Source organism: Actinophytocola sp. (assembly GCF_035634895.1).
GTDB lineage: Bacteria > Actinomycetota > Actinomycetes > Mycobacteriales > Pseudonocardiaceae > Actinophytocola.
In genome coordinates, this window is record NZ_DASQCC010000148.1 from 1 (window position 1) to 14,713 (window position 14,713).

17 protein-coding genes are annotated in these 14,713 nt (G+C 70.1%); 9 read left to right on the top strand and 8 right to left on the bottom strand.

The genetic code is table 11. The annotated features are described in order from the left end of the window. The coding region (locus tag VET29_RS21775; RefSeq protein WP_324923363.1) for a DUF3027 domain-containing protein at positions 1-1,074 on the bottom strand (1,074 nt) is incomplete at its 3' end. A gap of 62 nt (positions 1,075-1,136) precedes the next feature. On the opposite strand from VET29_RS21775, the gene VET29_RS21780 reads away from it, so the two are divergent. The 4 genes from VET29_RS21780 (at position 1,137) to VET29_RS21795 (ending at position 5,279) form a co-directional block, all read left to right on the top strand. Continuing rightward, positions 1,137-1,946, top strand: a complete 810-nt coding sequence (locus VET29_RS21780; protein WP_324923365.1) for a glutaminyl-peptide cyclotransferase — start codon at positions 1,137-1,139, stop codon at positions 1,944-1,946. A 57-nt stretch (positions 1,947-2,003) separates the two neighbouring features. Beyond that, positions 2,004-3,887 carry an MFS transporter gene (locus VET29_RS21785; RefSeq protein WP_324923367.1) on the top strand — a complete coding sequence of 628 codons (1,884 nt, stop codon included), beginning with the start codon at positions 2,004-2,006 and terminating at the stop codon, positions 3,885-3,887. 9 nt (positions 3,888-3,896) lie between these two features. Further along, positions 3,897-4,373 (top strand): DUF2771 family protein, encoded by a 477-nt coding sequence (locus VET29_RS21790; RefSeq protein WP_324923369.1) that lies wholly within the window; start codon positions 3,897-3,899, stop codon positions 4,371-4,373. A gap of 66 nt (positions 4,374-4,439) precedes the next feature. Further along, the gene (locus VET29_RS21795; protein WP_324923371.1) at positions 4,440-5,279 is read left to right on the top strand and encodes an SGNH/GDSL hydrolase family protein; all 840 of its coding nucleotides are present in this window, start codon (positions 4,440-4,442) and stop codon (positions 5,277-5,279) included. A 16-nt stretch (positions 5,280-5,295) separates the two neighbouring features. Here the strand turns inward: VET29_RS21795 and VET29_RS21800 are convergent, their stop codons facing one another. The 3 genes from VET29_RS21800 to VET29_RS21810 all read right to left on the bottom strand — a co-directional run bounded on the left by VET29_RS21800 (position 5,296) and on the right by VET29_RS21810 (position 8,415). After that, positions 5,296-6,078, bottom strand: a complete 783-nt coding sequence (locus tag VET29_RS21800; protein WP_324923373.1) for an alpha/beta fold hydrolase — start codon at positions 6,076-6,078, stop codon at positions 5,296-5,298. A 56-nt stretch (positions 6,079-6,134) separates the two neighbouring features. Further along, the gene (locus VET29_RS21805) at positions 6,135-6,521 is read right to left on the bottom strand and encodes a cold-shock protein (protein WP_324923375.1); all 387 of its coding nucleotides are present in this window, start codon (positions 6,519-6,521) and stop codon (positions 6,135-6,137) included. Positions 6,522-6,768: 247 nt separating this feature from the next. Next, on the bottom strand, positions 6,769-8,415 hold the full coding sequence (locus tag VET29_RS21810; RefSeq protein ID WP_324923377.1) for an AMP-binding protein: 1,647 nt from the start codon (positions 8,413-8,415) through the stop codon (positions 6,769-6,771). An 81-nt stretch (positions 8,416-8,496) separates the two neighbouring features. On the opposite strand from VET29_RS21810, the gene VET29_RS21815 reads away from it, so the two are divergent. Further along, positions 8,497-8,802: an STAS domain-containing protein gene (locus VET29_RS21815; RefSeq protein ID WP_324923378.1), complete on the top strand. Its 306-nt coding sequence runs from the start codon at positions 8,497-8,499 to the stop codon at positions 8,800-8,802. Positions 8,803-8,835: 33 nt separating this feature from the next. Here VET29_RS21815 and VET29_RS21820 read toward each other — a convergent pair whose 3' ends face one another. From VET29_RS21820 to VET29_RS21830, 3 genes are all read right to left on the bottom strand, one after another. Next, positions 8,836-9,054: a hypothetical protein gene (locus tag VET29_RS21820; RefSeq protein WP_324923380.1), complete on the bottom strand. Its 219-nt coding sequence runs from the start codon at positions 9,052-9,054 to the stop codon at positions 8,836-8,838. A gap of 123 nt (positions 9,055-9,177) precedes the next feature. After that, positions 9,178-9,984, bottom strand: a complete 807-nt coding sequence (locus VET29_RS21825; protein ID WP_324923382.1) for a metallophosphoesterase family protein — start codon at positions 9,982-9,984, stop codon at positions 9,178-9,180. A 42-nt stretch (positions 9,985-10,026) separates the two neighbouring features. Further along, the gene (locus tag VET29_RS21830; RefSeq protein ID WP_324923384.1) at positions 10,027-10,821 is read right to left on the bottom strand and encodes an HAD-IIA family hydrolase; all 795 of its coding nucleotides are present in this window, start codon (positions 10,819-10,821) and stop codon (positions 10,027-10,029) included. A gap of 38 nt (positions 10,822-10,859) precedes the next feature. Here VET29_RS21830 and VET29_RS21835 point away from each other — a divergent pair, with 38 nt between their 5' ends. The 4 genes from VET29_RS21835 (at position 10,860) to VET29_RS21850 (ending at position 13,654) form a co-directional block, all read left to right on the top strand. Further along, positions 10,860-11,117: a MoaD/ThiS family protein gene (locus VET29_RS21835; RefSeq protein WP_324923386.1), complete on the top strand. Its 258-nt coding sequence runs from the start codon at positions 10,860-10,862 to the stop codon at positions 11,115-11,117. Positions 11,118-11,772: 655 nt separating this feature from the next. Continuing rightward, positions 11,773-12,411 (top strand): transglycosylase family protein, encoded by a 639-nt coding sequence (locus tag VET29_RS21840; protein ID WP_324923388.1) that lies wholly within the window; start codon positions 11,773-11,775, stop codon positions 12,409-12,411. A 114-nt stretch (positions 12,412-12,525) separates the two neighbouring features. Then, entirely contained in the window at positions 12,526-13,218 is a 693-nt protein-coding gene (locus tag VET29_RS21845; RefSeq protein WP_324923390.1) for a YafY family protein, read from the top strand. A 67-nt stretch (positions 13,219-13,285) separates the two neighbouring features. Further along, the gene (locus VET29_RS21850; protein WP_324923392.1) at positions 13,286-13,654 is read left to right on the top strand and encodes a VOC family protein; all 369 of its coding nucleotides are present in this window, start codon (positions 13,286-13,288) and stop codon (positions 13,652-13,654) included. 331 nt (positions 13,655-13,985) lie between these two features. Here VET29_RS21850 and VET29_RS21855 read toward each other — a convergent pair. Next, a partial coding sequence (locus VET29_RS21855) for a molybdenum cofactor biosynthesis protein MoaE (RefSeq protein WP_324923394.1) occupies positions 13,986-14,713 on the bottom strand: 728 nt, incomplete at its 5' end.

Sequence of the window (14,713 nt, forward strand, 5' to 3'; positions counted from 1 at the left end):
CACCGACTCCGGCGCGGTGACGGCATCGGCAGACCCGATATCAGCCGCGGACTCAGTCGCCGCCGGCTCCGGCACGATCGCCTCAGCGGGCGCATCGGCCGACTCGACGACCGCTTCCGGCTCGACAGCGGCTCCCGGCTCGAAAGCGGTCTCCGACTCGACAGGAGCCTCCGACTCGACGACGGCTTCCGGCTCGACGACGGCTTCCGGCTCGCCTGTGACGGCTTCCGGCTCAGTAGTCGCCGCGGCTTCCTCGGCCGCCGGTCGTGGTTCAGGGACCGGCGTCTCGGTCTCACCCGTCGGTTCGGCGGGCCTGGCCGCCACCGCCAGGGGTTCCACGTCCAGTTGGGCGTCGTCGTAGATCAGGTCCGCCACCAGGACCGGGGAGACCTGTTCCACGTCCGCCTCTGAGTGGGCGCCGCAGCCGTACTCGACGTGGACCACGTGGGCGTCCGCGGGCGACAGCTCATTGCCGCATGTGCCGAACGCGGCCCGCAGCGAGCCCGCCAGCGGCAGGTAGAACCCGCATGTCCCGCAGTGTGCCGGGGCGCTTCGCGCCATGTCGGAACGTGGTCCGAACTCACTCTGATGCCAGCGGTCCGCCGCCTCCAGCCGGGCGGGGCGCGACATCACTCGCAGCCGTCCGAGGCCCAGCTCCATCGCGGTCTCTTCCACCGCCGGGTCGTCCGACCCGACGTAGGCCGCCACCAGTCTCGGGTCGTCCGGGGATGTCGGCAGCAGGTCGCCGACGCCCAGGTCGCCGGCCATCACCCGCTCCTGCCACGGCACCCAGTCCGGCGCCACCAACGCGTCCGGACCAGGGAGGAGGACCACCTCGCTCACCGTGATGTCGGTGTCCGGGCCGGCCGACGTGATCGTCACCGCCCAGCGCCATCCGCCGTAGCCGGACTTGTCGGCCTCGAAGAGGTGGGTGACCGCCGCCTCGTCCTCGATGTGGTGATCGACGTAGTCACCTACGCGCTCGCCGCCCGCCTCTTCCTGCGCGGCGGCACGCGCGAGGTCGACCTCCGTCACCAGGGCGGGGTCGCTCAGGTCAGACTGCTGCACGTTCATCGGGATTGATTGTGCCCCACCGGGCTGACGGCCACGCGACTGGTCGTGCAACGCTGGCCTTCGTGCGGGCACTCATCGCGTTCGTTCTCCTCCTGGCGGCCGGTTGCACCACCGGCGGCACCGGAGCCACCGACGCCACCCCGGCCACCGCGACCTCCGCCGCCGTCCTCCGCGTGGACGTCCTCCAGAAGCTCCCCCATGACCCCAAGGCGTTCACACAGGGGTTCGAGCTGGCCGACGGGGTCCTGTACGAGGGCACCGGGCTCGAGGGCCGTTCCAGTGTCCGCGCGGTCGACCCGGCGACCGGCCACGTCAACAGGCAGGTCGACCTGCCGCCCCACCTCTTCGGCGAGGGCATCACGGTCGTCGGCGACAGCATCTGGCAGATCACCTGGCAGGACGGCGTCGCCATCCTCCGCGACCGTAGGACCCTCGCCGAGAAGAAGCGGGTCGACTACGACGGCGAGGGCTGGGGCATCTGCCACGACCAGCACCGGCTGATCATGAGCGACGGCAGCGACCACCTCACCTTCCGGAACACCGGCACCTTCGCCGTCGAGGGCGGGGTGGACGTCCGGGCCGGCGACCAGCCCGTGAACCGGATCAACGAGCTGGAGTGCGTGACCGGCCAGGACGGCCGCGTCCAGGTCTGGGCCAACATCTGGCAGACCGACCAGATCGTCCGGATCGACCCCGCGAACGGGCACGTCACCGCCACCGTCGACCTCTCCGGCCTGCTGCCGGCGGCCGACCGCGCGGGCGCCGACGTGCTCAACGGCATCGCGCACGTTCCGGGTACCGACGAGTTCCTCGTTACTGGAAAGCTCTGGCCGACGATGTTCCGGGTGAGGTTCGTCACGTCAGCGCCGTAGCGGGTCCCCTGACTGAGTGAGCCGTCCTTGCAGTGCTGGCTCACTACCTAGGGCAGGATGGAAGGCGTGAGCAAGAAGCGTCGCAGCTGGACCAAGCAGCAGGCGCCAACCTGGCAGCCTCGGCAACAGCCGCCGCAGACGCGTGCCCACGAACAGCCCGCCCAACCCCGGGAACGCGAAGAACCGCTGACCAACGCGATCCCCGCGGCGAGCCACTACCCGCAGGAGGACCTGCGCAAGACCCGCCCGGTCCGCCGCGAGGCCGCGCCCCCGCGGGACTGGCGCGACCCGCCGCCACGCCGCGACTGGCGCCAGGTGCCGCCCCCGCGCCGCCAGCTCCCACCCACGCCGCCGACGCGGCCCATGGACTACGACTACGACGGCAGCCCGCCCGAGACCTACGGCTCCGACGGCTACGCGCCCGGCGAACAGCAGCCCACCCAGCAGCCGCCATCCCAGCAGCCACCCCGCCAGCAGCACCCCGGCCAGCAGCGGCCGCAGGCCAAGCCCGGTTCCCCACCGGCCGCCGCGGCGCCCGGCTACCCGAAGAAGCTGACGGTCACCCGCGTCGCCGCGATCCGCAGCAGGGAGCTGACCAACAAGGCGGCCACCGCGTTCAGGCGGGCCGTGAACGCCGACGGCGCCGACAAGTCCGGGCTGACCTCGCTCACCTACGCGACCATGCTCAACTACGCGAGCGACGCGGCCATGGCCGTCGCGCTCGCCAACACCCTGTTCTTCTCCGCCGCGGACGCGAACTCGTCCAAGGGCAAGGTCGCGCTCTACCTGCTGATCACGATCGCGCCGTTCGCGCTGGTCGCGCCGGTCATCGGGCCCATGCTGGACCGCATCCAGCGCGGCCGGCGGCTCGCCATGTGCGTGACGTCGATCGGCCAGGCGCTGGCGTGCATCGTGATGGCCACGAACTTCGACGGCTGGCTGCTCTATCCGGCCGCGCTCGCGAAGATGGTGCTGTCCAAGTCCTTCACGGTGCTCAAGGCCGCGGTCACGCCGAGGGTCGTGCCCCCGGACATCACGCTCGCCAAGACCAACGCGCGGCTCACCACGTTCGGCCTGGTCGGCGGCGTCGTGTTCGGCGCGGTGGCCACCCTGGTGCTGCAGATCCTCGGCTCCGGCGGCGCGCTCTGGTACACCTCGCTCATCTGCGTCGTCGGCGCCGTGCAAGCCATGCGGATCCCGGCGTGGGTGGAGGTCACCGAGGGCGAGATCCCGGCGACGCTCGACGCGCACCCGGAGAAGCCGCGGCGACAACCCATGGGCCGGAACGTGGTCGTCGCGCTCGCCGGCAACGGCACGATCCGCGTGCTGACGGGGTTCCTGATGATGTTCTCGGCGTTCGCGGTCCGGGAGCAGACGCAGGGGCACGCGTTCCAGCAGCTGCTGCTGCTCGGCGTGATCGCCGGCGCGGCGGGCGCGGGAAGCTTCATCGGCAACGGCATCGGCGCGCGGATGCACCTCGGGCACCCGGAGCAGATCGTCGTCGGCTGCATCATCGGCTGCCTCGTGGCGACGTTGGGCGCGACGGTCATGGAGGGCATCGCCACCGCGGCCATCGTGGGTCTGGTCGGCGCGACCGCCAGCGCGATCTCCAAGAACAGCCTCGACGCGGTGATCCAGGACGACCTGCCCGAGGAGTCACGCGCGTCCGCGTTCGGGCGGTCGGAGACGGTGCTACAGCTGGCGTGGGTGTTCGGTGGTGCGCTCGGTGTGCTGCTGCCGCCCACGTTCTGGATCGGGTTCCTGGTCGTGTCCGTGCTGCTGGCGGCCGGGCTGGTGCAGACGATGCTGACGCGCAAGGGCCAGTCGCTGCTGCCGTGGTTCGGCGGCGAGCGGCCGGTGCGCCCGTGGCGGACGGCGACGGGACCGCAGCCCGCCGCGTTCCAGGAGGGGCCTCCGGACCCGCCCGCCGGCCAGTCGTAACCTTTCGGCGTGCGCAAGCTGCTGGTCCTCGTGGTGCTGGTGCTGGCCGGGTGCTCGTCGAACGAGCCGCCGGCGGCCGTGCCGCAGCCGAAGATCGACTTCACCGTGGCGGCGAAGAAGGTGACGGCGAAACCGTTCCTGTACTGCGACATCAAGGTCGAGGACTGCCGCCGCGACAACACCGCGATGATCAAGATGCCGGTCCCGCCAGGCACGGCTGTTCGCGTGACGGTGCCCCGCGAGGTCGCCGACACACCGTGGTCGGTGGTCATCCAGTACACGACCGCGGCCGGTGAGCAGAAGGCGCCGGTGACGGTCGCGACGTTCGCGCCCGGCAAGGAGACGACGTACGAGGCGTTGCCGGCGGAGCCGGGGGCCCAGCTCCAGACGGTCGAGGTCAAGCAGGCGGGCGGCGTGCTGATGCAGGGTCGGAATGGACCGGAGCCGGTGACCAGGGCGGCGTGGTCGCTGCAAGTGACCCCCTGACTGGCCCCTGGACAGCGCCGCCCCCAGAACTGACACTCGTTCACGTTGGTTTCTGGAGGTGGGTCGATGAGGACCGCGTTCCTGTCCCTGTTCACGTGTGTGTTGCTCGCGTCGACCGTGGGATCCGCCGGCGCCGCCGCGGAGCGGTACGTCGCGCTCGGCGACTCGGCGGCGTCGGGGCCGCTGATCCTGCCGGTGGACCTGTCGTCGCCCGGGTGCTACCGGTCGCAGCGCAACTACCCGAAGCTGGCGGCGGCCCAGGTGGGGGTGCCTGTCGTCGACGTGACGTGTTCCGGGGCGGACACCGGGGACATGACCGCGCCGCAGGGCACCGACTTCGGCGACGTGCCGCCACAGTTCGACGCGCTGACCGCGGACACGACGCTGGTCACGCTGCAGATCGGCGGGAACGACGCCGGGCTGGTCGGGCTGGCGGAGTCCTGCGTGAACCTGCTGCCGTCGCCGTTCGGCACGTCGTGCGCGGATGAGAACACAGCCGGCGGCGGCGATGTGTACGGGGAGCGGGTGGCCGCGGTCGGGCCGCGGGTCGAGGCGGTGCTGGACGGGATCCACCAGCGGGCGCCGGGGGCGCGGGTGTACGTGGTCGGCTACACGACCTACCTGCCGCAGAACGGCTGTTACCCGCGCGTCCAGGTGTGGCCCCGCGACGCGAACTACGTCCAGGCGAAGATCGACCAGCTGAACCAGGTGCTGGCGTCGGCGGCCGCCGCCCACGATGCGACGTATGTGGACATCCGGACGCCGGGGATCGGGCACGACGTGTGCAGGTCGTCGTCGGTGCGGTGGGTGGAGCCGTTCGTCCCGGGGAACGTCGCGGCCCCGCTGCACCCGAACGCCAACGGGATGGCCGGCATGGCGGCCGTATTGGCCGCCGCCGTCGCGTGACGCCCTAGGGAACCCGTCAGGGCCGCGACAGGACTTCCCTGAGCAGGCCGGCGAAGGCGGTCGGCTCGCCGGCGAAGCCGCCGTGGTCGCCGGGGAACACGGTCAACTCGGTGCCCAGCCGGTCGGCGAGGGCCACCGCTGTCCGGTTGGCCAGCTGGCCCTTCGACGTCTCTCCCGCCGCCACCACGACCCTCGTGCGGAGCGCCGTCAGGTCCGGGGTCGCCCCCGCGATCGGCCTGATCATGTTGCGCAGGAAGAAGTCGGCGTCGGCCAGGGCCGCCGACGGCATGGGCATCGGGTGCCCCGCCGCCTCCGGCGGCACGATGCCGATGAACGCCAGGAACCGGCCCATCGCGATCGCCGTGCCCTCGGTCCTGTTGCTCTCGTGCAGGCCCGCCATCGCGCGCTCGCACTCGTCCGCGTCGGGCAGCAGCCGCATCAGTGGCGGCTCGTGCGCGACCAGGGTCCGCACCTGCGACGGGTGCCGCACCGCCAACTCCAGCGCGGCCACCGCGCCGCCGCTGCTGGCCAGGATGTCGGCCGGCTCGTCCGTCACCGCGGCGAGCAGGCGGTGCAGGTCGTCCGCCAGCTTCGCGACGGACACCTCCGCGTCGGCCGCCGCCGTGCTGCGGGCTATGCCGCGGGGGTCGTAGGTGACCACGGTGTGGTCGGCGGCGAGCAGGGGCACGATCGGCGCGAAGCCGCCCGCGTCCATCGGCACCCCGGCCAGCAGCAGGAACGGGCCGGCGCCCTGGCTGTCGTACCGCAACGTCGCGCCGGGCAGGTCCAACACGGGCATGGTTCCTCCTCAGGGTCCAATGCTCGTGAGTCGGAACCGGCGACGCTGTCTCGACACTACGGATCCAGCTCGCGGGCGACGGCGCGGACCACGTCGGCGATGCGCTTCGTGGCCTTGCGGTCCGGGTAGCGGCCGCGGCGCAGGTCCGGCTGGACCTTCCCCTCGAGCAGCTTGATCATGTCCTCGATCAGGCCGTGCAGCTCCTCGGCCGGGCGGCGCCGTGCCTCGGCGACCGACGGTGGCGGGTCGAGCAGCCGCACGGACAGGGCCTGCGGCCCCCGGCGGCCGTCGGCGACACCGAACTCGATGCGTTGACCGGCTTTCAGGCCCGGCACCCCTGCCGGCAGGGCGGAAGAACGGACGTAGACGTCCTCGCCCCCGTCCTGTGTGACGAACCCGAAGCCCTTCTCCGAGTCGTACCACTTGACCTTTCCGGTCGGCACAACGTTCACCTCCACACACAAATGAACGCGCCCCAGGGCGTACCCAGGACGCGTCACACCAGCCTAGGCCACTTTCGGGTGCAAGGGGTAGCCGGTTATGTCACCAGGCGTCATTCGCATGCGGGTGACGGACGAGCGCGGCGACGCCCACGACGTGGCCTCGACGTCGGCGACGTTGATCAAGCTCACACCGGGGCGACCACAGACGTTCACACGGAAGGGTGACCGGGTTCTCATGGGGTCCGTCCTATGCGTGACGGGTCGCCGCGGCCTTCTGGAGACCGAGCAGCTCCACCGACCGCTCACGCATCTCCACCTTGCGGATCTTGCCCGTCACCGTCATGGGGAACTCGTCGACCACATGCACGTACCGGGGGACCTTGTAGTGCGCGAGCTTTCCCTGGCAGAACTCGCGAACGGCCTCCGCGGTGAGCGTGGTCGCGCCGTCCTTCATGCGGACCCACACCATCAGCTCCTCGCCGTAGCGCTCGTCCGGGACGCCGATCACCTGCGCGTCGAGGATGTCCGGGTGGGTGTACAGGAACTCCTCGATCTCACGCGGGTAGACGTTCTCGCCGCCGCGGATCACCATGTCCTTGATGCGGCCGGTGATGTTCAGGTAGCCCTCGTCGTCCATCACCGCGAGGTCGCCGGTGTGCATCCAGCGGGCCCTGTCGATTGCCTCGGCGGTCTTGTCCGCCTGTTCCCAGTAACCGAGCATCACCGAATAGCCGCGCGTGCAGAACTCGCCGGGTGTGCCGCGCGGAACGGTCAGGCCGGTCTCCGGGTCCACGACCTTGACCTCCAGGTGCGGCATGACCCGGCCGACGGTCGAGACGCGCCGCTCCAGCGAGTCGTCCTTCCTGGTCTGGGTGGAGACCGGGGACGTCTCCGTCATGCCGTAGGCGATCGTCACCTCCGCCATGCCCATCCGGTCGATGACCTGCTTCATCACCTCGACCGGGCACGGGGAACCGGCCATGATCCCGGTGCGCAGGGACGACAGGTCGTAGGCGTCGAAGGCCGGGTCGGACAGCTCGGCGATGAACATCGTCGGCACGCCGTACAGCGACGTGCATTCCTCCGCGGCGACCGCGGCCAGGGTCGCGGCCGGGTCGAACGCGGGTGCCGGAATCACCATGCAGGCGCCGTGCGATGTCGCCGCCAGGTTTCCCATGACCATGCCGAAGCAGTGGTAGAAAGGCACCGGAATGCAGATGCGGTCCATTTCCGTGTACGAGCACATCTCGCCGACGAAATAGCCGTTGTTGAGGATGTTGTGGTGGGAGAGGGTCGCGCCCTTGGGGAAGCCCGTGGTCCCGGAGGTGTACTGGATGTTGATCGGGTCGTCGGCCGACAGGTCCGCCTGTAACTCGGCCAGGTGCGCCGCGGAGCCGCCCCGGCCGATCGCGACCATGGACGTCCAGTCGTCCCTGCCGATGAGGACGACGTCCTGGAGCGCGGGGCACTCGGGGCGGACCTCGTCGATCATGGCCGCGTAGTCGGAGGTCTTGAAGCTCGGCGCGGCGACCAGCGTACGGATGCCGGCCTGGTTGAGCACGTACCGCAGCTCGTGCACGCGGTAGGCCGGGTTGATGTTGACGAGGATGACGCCGATCTTGGCCGTCGCGTACTGGGTGAAGGTCCACTCGGCACAGTTCGGGGCCCAGATGCCGACCCGGTCGCCCTTGGTGACGCCCAGGTCGATCAGGCCCTGGGCGACGGCGTTGACCTCGTCGGCGAGCTCGCGGTAGGTCCAGCGGCGGCCGGTGGCGAACTCGACCAGCGCCTCGCGATCACCGTGGGCGGCGACTGCGCGGTCGAAGTTGTCACCGATCGTGTCACCCAGGAGCGGCTTGTCGGACGCGCCCGACACGTAGCTCGGCGTGATCATGTCTGCCTCCTCACGGCCCCACCGTCCACCGTAGTCGGGTTCGTCAACACCAGACCGTGTCCGTCCGCGATGATGGACGTCATGAGCCTCGCGATCACCGTGAACGGCTCTCGGGTGGAGCTGTGTGGCGCGGTCGACCTGCAGACCGCGCCATCGTTACACGCCGAGCTGGTGGCGCTGATCAACGCCGCCGGCTCGGGCACCGTGCTGTGCGTGGACCTCGGTGCGGTCTCGCTGGTGGACTCGAACGGGTTGTCCGTCCTGCTGGGCGCGCACGAGCTCGCCGCGGGACGGGAGGTGTGGCTGACGCTGGCCGCGCTGCCGGGACACGTGCGCCGCACGCTGAGCGTCACCGGGTTGGACGAGGTACTGCACATCGCCGCGTGAACGGAGCCCGCGCCGCGAACGCCGGGCGCGTGATCACACCGGTGGGATGTAGCCCTCGATCCAGCCGGGGTCCTCGCTGTCGCCGCAGATCGGGCACTGCTCCTCGACGAGCACGCCCGGAGACTTCTCTCTGATCACCATCCCGGACCCGGGGATGATCATCGGCCGCACGTCACCGGCGTCCGTCCGGAACTGGGTCGTCTGCCGGCACCCGTGGCACACGGTGCGTGCCGGCGGCACGTCGCTCGTCACCCGGTCTATCTAACGGCGCCAGGCCTCCGAGCGCGACCCCGGACCCGTGCTGATGTGCACGAAAACGGGACTCGGGGTGGCTGAACGCGGGACTCGGTGTGTTTGAACGCGGGACTCGCGGGTTCAGGGTTGTTGCCACGGTAGTTCGACCACCAGGCACGGGCCACCGACGAAGACGCCGCCGTCCACGCCGAGAGCCTTGCCCGACGCGTACTCGTACGGGCTGTCGACCATGTACGGGGCGATGCCCAGCTGGTCGGCGATCACCGAGTGGCCGTGGACCACCTGCTCACCGCCGAGCACGGTCAGGAGCTGGTTCGCCACGTCGGCGCCGTTGGGGCCGCGGAAGGCGTGCCGGGTGGTCAGGCGCCGCCAGACCTCCCACCACTCGACGAGGTCGTCCGAGTCCAGGACGTCCTGGATGTTCTCGTTGATCTCCTCGATGTCGGAGCCCCAGACCAGGTACTCCAGCGTGTCCGAGTGCATCAGGAGGTGCTGCCCGACCAGCTCCAGCGCCGGGCGGCTGGTCAGCCACTCGATGTGCTCGTCGGTGACCGCCTCCTGGTCGGTCGGCTGGCCGCCGTTCATCTCCCAGCTGCGGGCGAAGCTCCGCGGGCCGAAGTCGGACGGGACCTCGGTGTCGCCGAAACGGTGCATGCCGAGCAGCAGGATCTCGTGGTTGCCCAGCAGCGCCTGGACCTGGCCGCCGGCCTTCTCCGCCTCCTCCGAGAGCCGCATGACCAGGTCGATCACGCCGATGCCGTCGGGGCCGCGGTCCACGAAGTCGCCGAGGAACCACAGGTGGGTGTCGCCGCCGGACCAGTTCGCCTCGTCGTCGACCAGCTCGGCCTCGGCGAGTGCGGCGAGCAGCTCGTCGAGGTGCCCGTGCACGTCACCAACGACGAAGGTCGGCGGTCCTTCTTCCTCCACGAGGCGACAATATGCCAGGTTCAGAATTCACCCGTACTCGTACTAGTCAGGAAATGGGTCGTCGGCAACTCCGACCAGGTCGGCGACCGACTCGATCACCCGACTGGGTCGGTACGGAAAGCGCTCGGCGGTCGCCGCGGTGGAAATGCCGGTCATCACCAGAATCGTGCGCAGACCCGCCTCCAGCCCCGACCGCACGTCGGTGTCCATCCGGTCGCCGATCATCAGCGTCGACTCCGAGTGGGCGCCGAGCGAGTTCAGCGCGGACCGCATCATCAGGGGGTTCGGCTTGCCGACGAAGTACGGCGCGTGGCCGGTCGCCTTCTCGATCAGCGCGGCCACCGAGCCGGTCGCGGGCAGCGAGCCCTCGCGGGACGGGCCGGTCGCGTCCGGGTTGGTCGCGATGAACCGGGCGCCCTGCTCGACCAGCCGGATGGCCGTGGTGATGGCCGTGAAGCTGTACGTGCGGGTCTCGCCGAGCACCACGTAGTCCGGGTCGCGGTCGGTCAGCACGTAGCCGATCTCGTGCAGCGCGGTCGTGAGGCCCGCCTCGCCGATGACGAACGCCGAGCCCTCGGGGCGCTGCGAGTCCAGGAACTTGGCGGTCGCGAGCGCGGAGGTCCAGATGCCGGACTCCGGCACGTCCAGACCGGTGCGGCGCAGCCGCGCGCGCAGGTCACGGGGGGTGTAGATGGAGTTGTTGGTGAGCACGAGGAACTTGATGTCCTTCGACCGCAGCTCGTCGATGAGCTTGTCGGCCCCCGGGATGAGGTGCTCCTCGTGCACCAGCACCCCGTCCATGTCCATCAGGTACGTCCACGTGCGCGGTTCGGCCATGCGTCCATGGTCGCAGCTTCGCGACTAACCTGTGACACGTGACCACGACAGTGCGGATCCGCTACTTCGCGGGCGCCCGTGGCGCGGTCGGCCTCTCGGAGGAGACCGTCGCGATGCCTGCCGACGCGACCGTCCGCGACCTGGTCGCCGAGCTCGGCGGCAAGCACGGGTCCAAGCTCACGCGCGTCCTGACCGCCTGCAGTTTCCTGCTCGACGGGGTGGCCGTGCGGGACCTGTCGATCGTGCTGCCGGACGGCGCCGGCGTCGACGTGCTGCCCCCCTTCGCCGGAGGCTAGGCGCCGAAGTCACGGTCGGTGACACGGCTTGCACGTTAGGGGCATGGCAGGACGTCGTCCGCCTCGACCGAGTGGAACGCTGCCTACCTGCGGTTATCGGACGGCTCAACCGCAGAAGATGCACGCAATGGTGACGTGCGGCACGCTGCGAAAAGACCGTGTCACGACTGCCGATGGCACCCATTTGACACGGTCGCTATCCTGCCGCTCCCGTTCTCGGTAGATCGATTTCAGGCGTGTATTGACACACGTTTTGCGACATGTAACCGGCCGATTTCATGGCGCTACCACCATGCATCACAAACCGGTTCACGCAACGTGATCCACCGCTCAGCAGGAGTGAATTGTTTGTCCACTATCACGAGGGTATAACAGGCCCAAACAAGTGTCTGACCTGCGGATATGTACCCCATCGCGATACACCTATTAGTGTTACTGTGACGACCGTCACACGTCATATAATTTGGCATATTGCATTTCGAGTACGTAGCGTCGCTCCTCGGTTGGCCCCGGCCGACTGGCAGTACCCGAGTGCTCGCAGCGCCTCACCGATCCGGCGGGCACCTGGGAAGTTACCCTCGACTGAGAGTCAGTCTTCGGATTGGGAAAGAGTCCTGACCAGGACTTTATGCCGGCGCTGAGGCGGAGAAAGTTGATGGCGAATCGAGGCAATCACCGCAAGCCGTCCAATGCCGTTCGTCGTGCCATTGCTCGCGTCGTCCTCACGGGCGTCGCGGTGGGTACGCCGCTCGCCATTGCCCCGGCGTTCGCTTCGGCCGACCCGAACTGGGACGCGATCGCCGCGTGCGAGAGCGGCGGCAACTGGAGCACCAACACCGGCAACGGGTATTACGGTGGCCTGCAGTTCAGCCCCGGTACCTGGAAGGCCAATGGCGGCACCGGCAACCCGGCGAACGCTTCCCGCGAGGAGCAGATCCGGGTCGCCAACAACGTGCTGGCGACGCAAGGCATCGGCGCGTGGCCGGTCTGTGGCAAGAAGGGCGGCAGCGGTGCGGCTGCGCCCGCCAAGACCAAGGCCAAGACCACGGCACCGACCACGAGCAGCGGCAAGAACGGCAAGAAGGCCCCGGTCCGCAGTGCGGCCCCGGTGGCACCGGCCCTCGTGGCCTCCAACCCTGCCGGCGACTACACGGTCGTCGCGGGCGACTCCCTGTCGAAGATCGCCACGGCGCAGAACGTGCCGGGCGGCTGGCAGGCGGTCTACGCGAAGAACAAGCAGTACATCGGCGACCCCAACCTGATCGTTCCCGGTCAGAAGCTCGCCACCAAGTGAACTAGCTAGTCCAGGTTCACTTTGCGAGATGGGCTCCACCGCGATCCCCCGGCGGTGGAGCCCATCTTTCTCGTCAAACCAGGTTTTGTCGGTGCCCGCCGCTACGGTCCGCGCATGAACCGAACCGACCGGCTGTACGGCATCGTCGAGGAGCTGCGGGCCGCCGCACCCCTGCGGCGCAGCGCCCGCCAGCTCGCCGAGCGCTACGAGGTCAGCGTGCGCACGATCGAGCGGGACATCGGCGCGCTACAGCAGGTCGGCGTGCCCATCTACGCGGACACCGGCCGCCGCGGCGGTTACGCCATCGACCCGGCGCGGACGCTGCCACCACTCAACTTCACCCCGGCCGAGGCGGTCGCGGTGTCACTGGCACTGCGGGCGGCGACCGGGTCGCCGTTCGCGCGGGCCGCGGGCAGCGCGCTCCGGAAGATCATGGCGGCGATGCCGGCGCACGAGGCCGCCGCCGCGCGCGAGCTGGCCGGCCGGGTCGGGTTCCTGGCCTCGGCGACCGAACCGGCGGCCATCCCCCTGATCATCGAGGACGCACTGGCCGCCCGGCACGTCCTGCGACTGCGGTACGTCGACAAACACGGCGCGTCGACCGAGCGCGACGTCGAGCCCGTGATGTTCCTGTCCGGGCCGACGGCCTGGTTCCTGGTCGCGTGGTGCCGGCTGCGGGAGGAGCTGCGCGCGTTCCGGCTGGACCGGATCGTCGCCGGCCGCGACACCGGGGAGCCCGTGCCCGCCCGCGACCACACGGACCTGCCGGTACCCGAGTACGTGACCCAGGTCACCGCGCTCGCCTAGGAAACACCGACAGGGGGTTGTCGCGAACCGGCCCGAAGCTGTGTGCCACACGAACAAGGAGGACTCCATGGCACACGGCACCGTCGACTGGTTCCAGATCGACACCGACGACCCCGAGAGCACGAAGCGGTTCTACGGCGAGCTGTTCAACTGGACGTTCGGGGCGGACCCGAGCAACGGCGACGCCTACCAACTGGTCACGGCGGCCGACTCGGACCGGCCACAGGGCGGCGTCGCCGACACACGAGGCGAGTCGGCGAACGGCGCCACGTTCTTCGTGGTGGTCTCGGACGTCGCGGCCGCCGCCAAGCAGGCCGAGGAACTGGGCGGCAAGGTGGTCATCCCACCGAAGACCACGCCGAACGGCCTGAGCTTCGCCCACCTGCGCGACCCACACGGCAACGACTTCGGCGTGTACACCCCACCGGCTGGCTGACCCGCCATGCCCTGCCCCGGCTGACCCCGCGATGCCAAGCCCGGGCTAACTCGCGATGGCATGCCGGGGCCCCTTCGGGGCGTTCGATGCCCGGGGCCCCTTCGGGGCGTTGGGGGCCCATCGGGCGTCGGACGCCCTGCCGGGGCGCCTTCGGGGCTTTGGATGCCCAGGCGCTTCGAGGCGTTAGATGCCCGGGGTCCTTCGGGACGTTAGATGCCCGGGGTCCTTCGGGCGTCGGACGCCCTGTCGGGGGCGCCGTTCGGGGCGTTGAGCGTCCCGAAGGGACCCGCCCAGGCGCGAACGAACGTGCCTCGGGCGCCGACGGCCCGGCTCAGGGGCAGTTGACCCACTCGTCGGTGCCGTCGGTGAACGACTGGTGCTTCCAGATCGGCAGCCGCGCCTTCACGTCGTCGACCAGGTCCGCGCAGGCGGCGAACGCCTCACGGCGGTGCTCGGCCGCGACCGCGCAGGCCAGGGCGACGTCACCGATCGCGAGTGGGCCGATGCGATGGCTCACGGCCAGCGCCCGGACACCGCGATGGCGGGCGGCGACGTCCGCGGCCACCTCCTCGATGACCGTCTTCGCGTTGGGGTGGCCCTCGTACTCCAGCGACGTCACGCCCTTGCCGCCGTCGTGGTCGCGGACGACGCCCGCGAACGTCACGACCGCACCCGCCGCCCGGTCGGCCACCAGCGTGGCGTGCTCGTCCACGGACAGCGCCGTTTCGGTGACCTCGGCCCGCACCACGGCGGCCGGGACCGCGGCGGGGGCCACGTGGTCGCCGCCGTGCAACTGGTCCAGTGCGTGGGTGAGCACGCCCTCCAGCACGCCGAGGCCGTCGCGGACACCGCCGGACGAGCCGGGCAGGTTGACCACCAGCGTCCGGCCCATCACGCCGGCCGTCCCGCGGGACAGCACGGCCGTCGGGACCTTGGGGAGGCCGGCGGACCGGACGGCGTCGGCCAGGCCGGGGATCTCGTAGTCCAGCAGGCGTGAGGTCATCTCGGGTGTGCGGTCGGTCGGGCTGATGCCGGTGCCGCCGGTCGTGATGACCACGT

Excerpts from the sequence above, each read along its gene's own strand:
- VET29_RS21785 (WP_324923367.1), top strand. The coding sequence starts at position 2,004 with ATGGAAGGCGTGAGCAAGAAGCGTCGCAGCTGGACCAAGCAGCAGGCG.
- VET29_RS21795 (WP_324923371.1), top strand. The coding sequence starts at position 4,440 with ATGAGGACCGCGTTCCTGTCCCTGTTCACGTGTGTGTTGCTCGCGTCG.
- VET29_RS21800 (WP_324923373.1), bottom strand. The coding sequence starts at position 6,078 with ATGCCCGTGTTGGACCTGCCCGGCGCGACGTTGCGGTACGACAGCCAG.
- VET29_RS21810 (WP_324923377.1), bottom strand. The coding sequence starts at position 8,415 with ATGATCACGCCGAGCTACGTGTCGGGCGCGTCCGACAAGCCGCTCCTG.
- VET29_RS21815 (WP_324923378.1), top strand. The coding sequence starts at position 8,497 with ATGAGCCTCGCGATCACCGTGAACGGCTCTCGGGTGGAGCTGTGTGGC.
- VET29_RS21830 (WP_324923384.1), bottom strand. The coding sequence starts at position 10,821 with ATGGCCGAACCGCGCACGTGGACGTACCTGATGGACATGGACGGGGTG.
- VET29_RS21840 (WP_324923388.1), top strand. The coding sequence starts at position 11,773 with ATGGCGAATCGAGGCAATCACCGCAAGCCGTCCAATGCCGTTCGTCGT.
- VET29_RS21845 (WP_324923390.1), top strand. The coding sequence starts at position 12,526 with ATGAACCGAACCGACCGGCTGTACGGCATCGTCGAGGAGCTGCGGGCC.
- VET29_RS21850 (WP_324923392.1), top strand. The coding sequence starts at position 13,286 with ATGGCACACGGCACCGTCGACTGGTTCCAGATCGACACCGACGACCCC.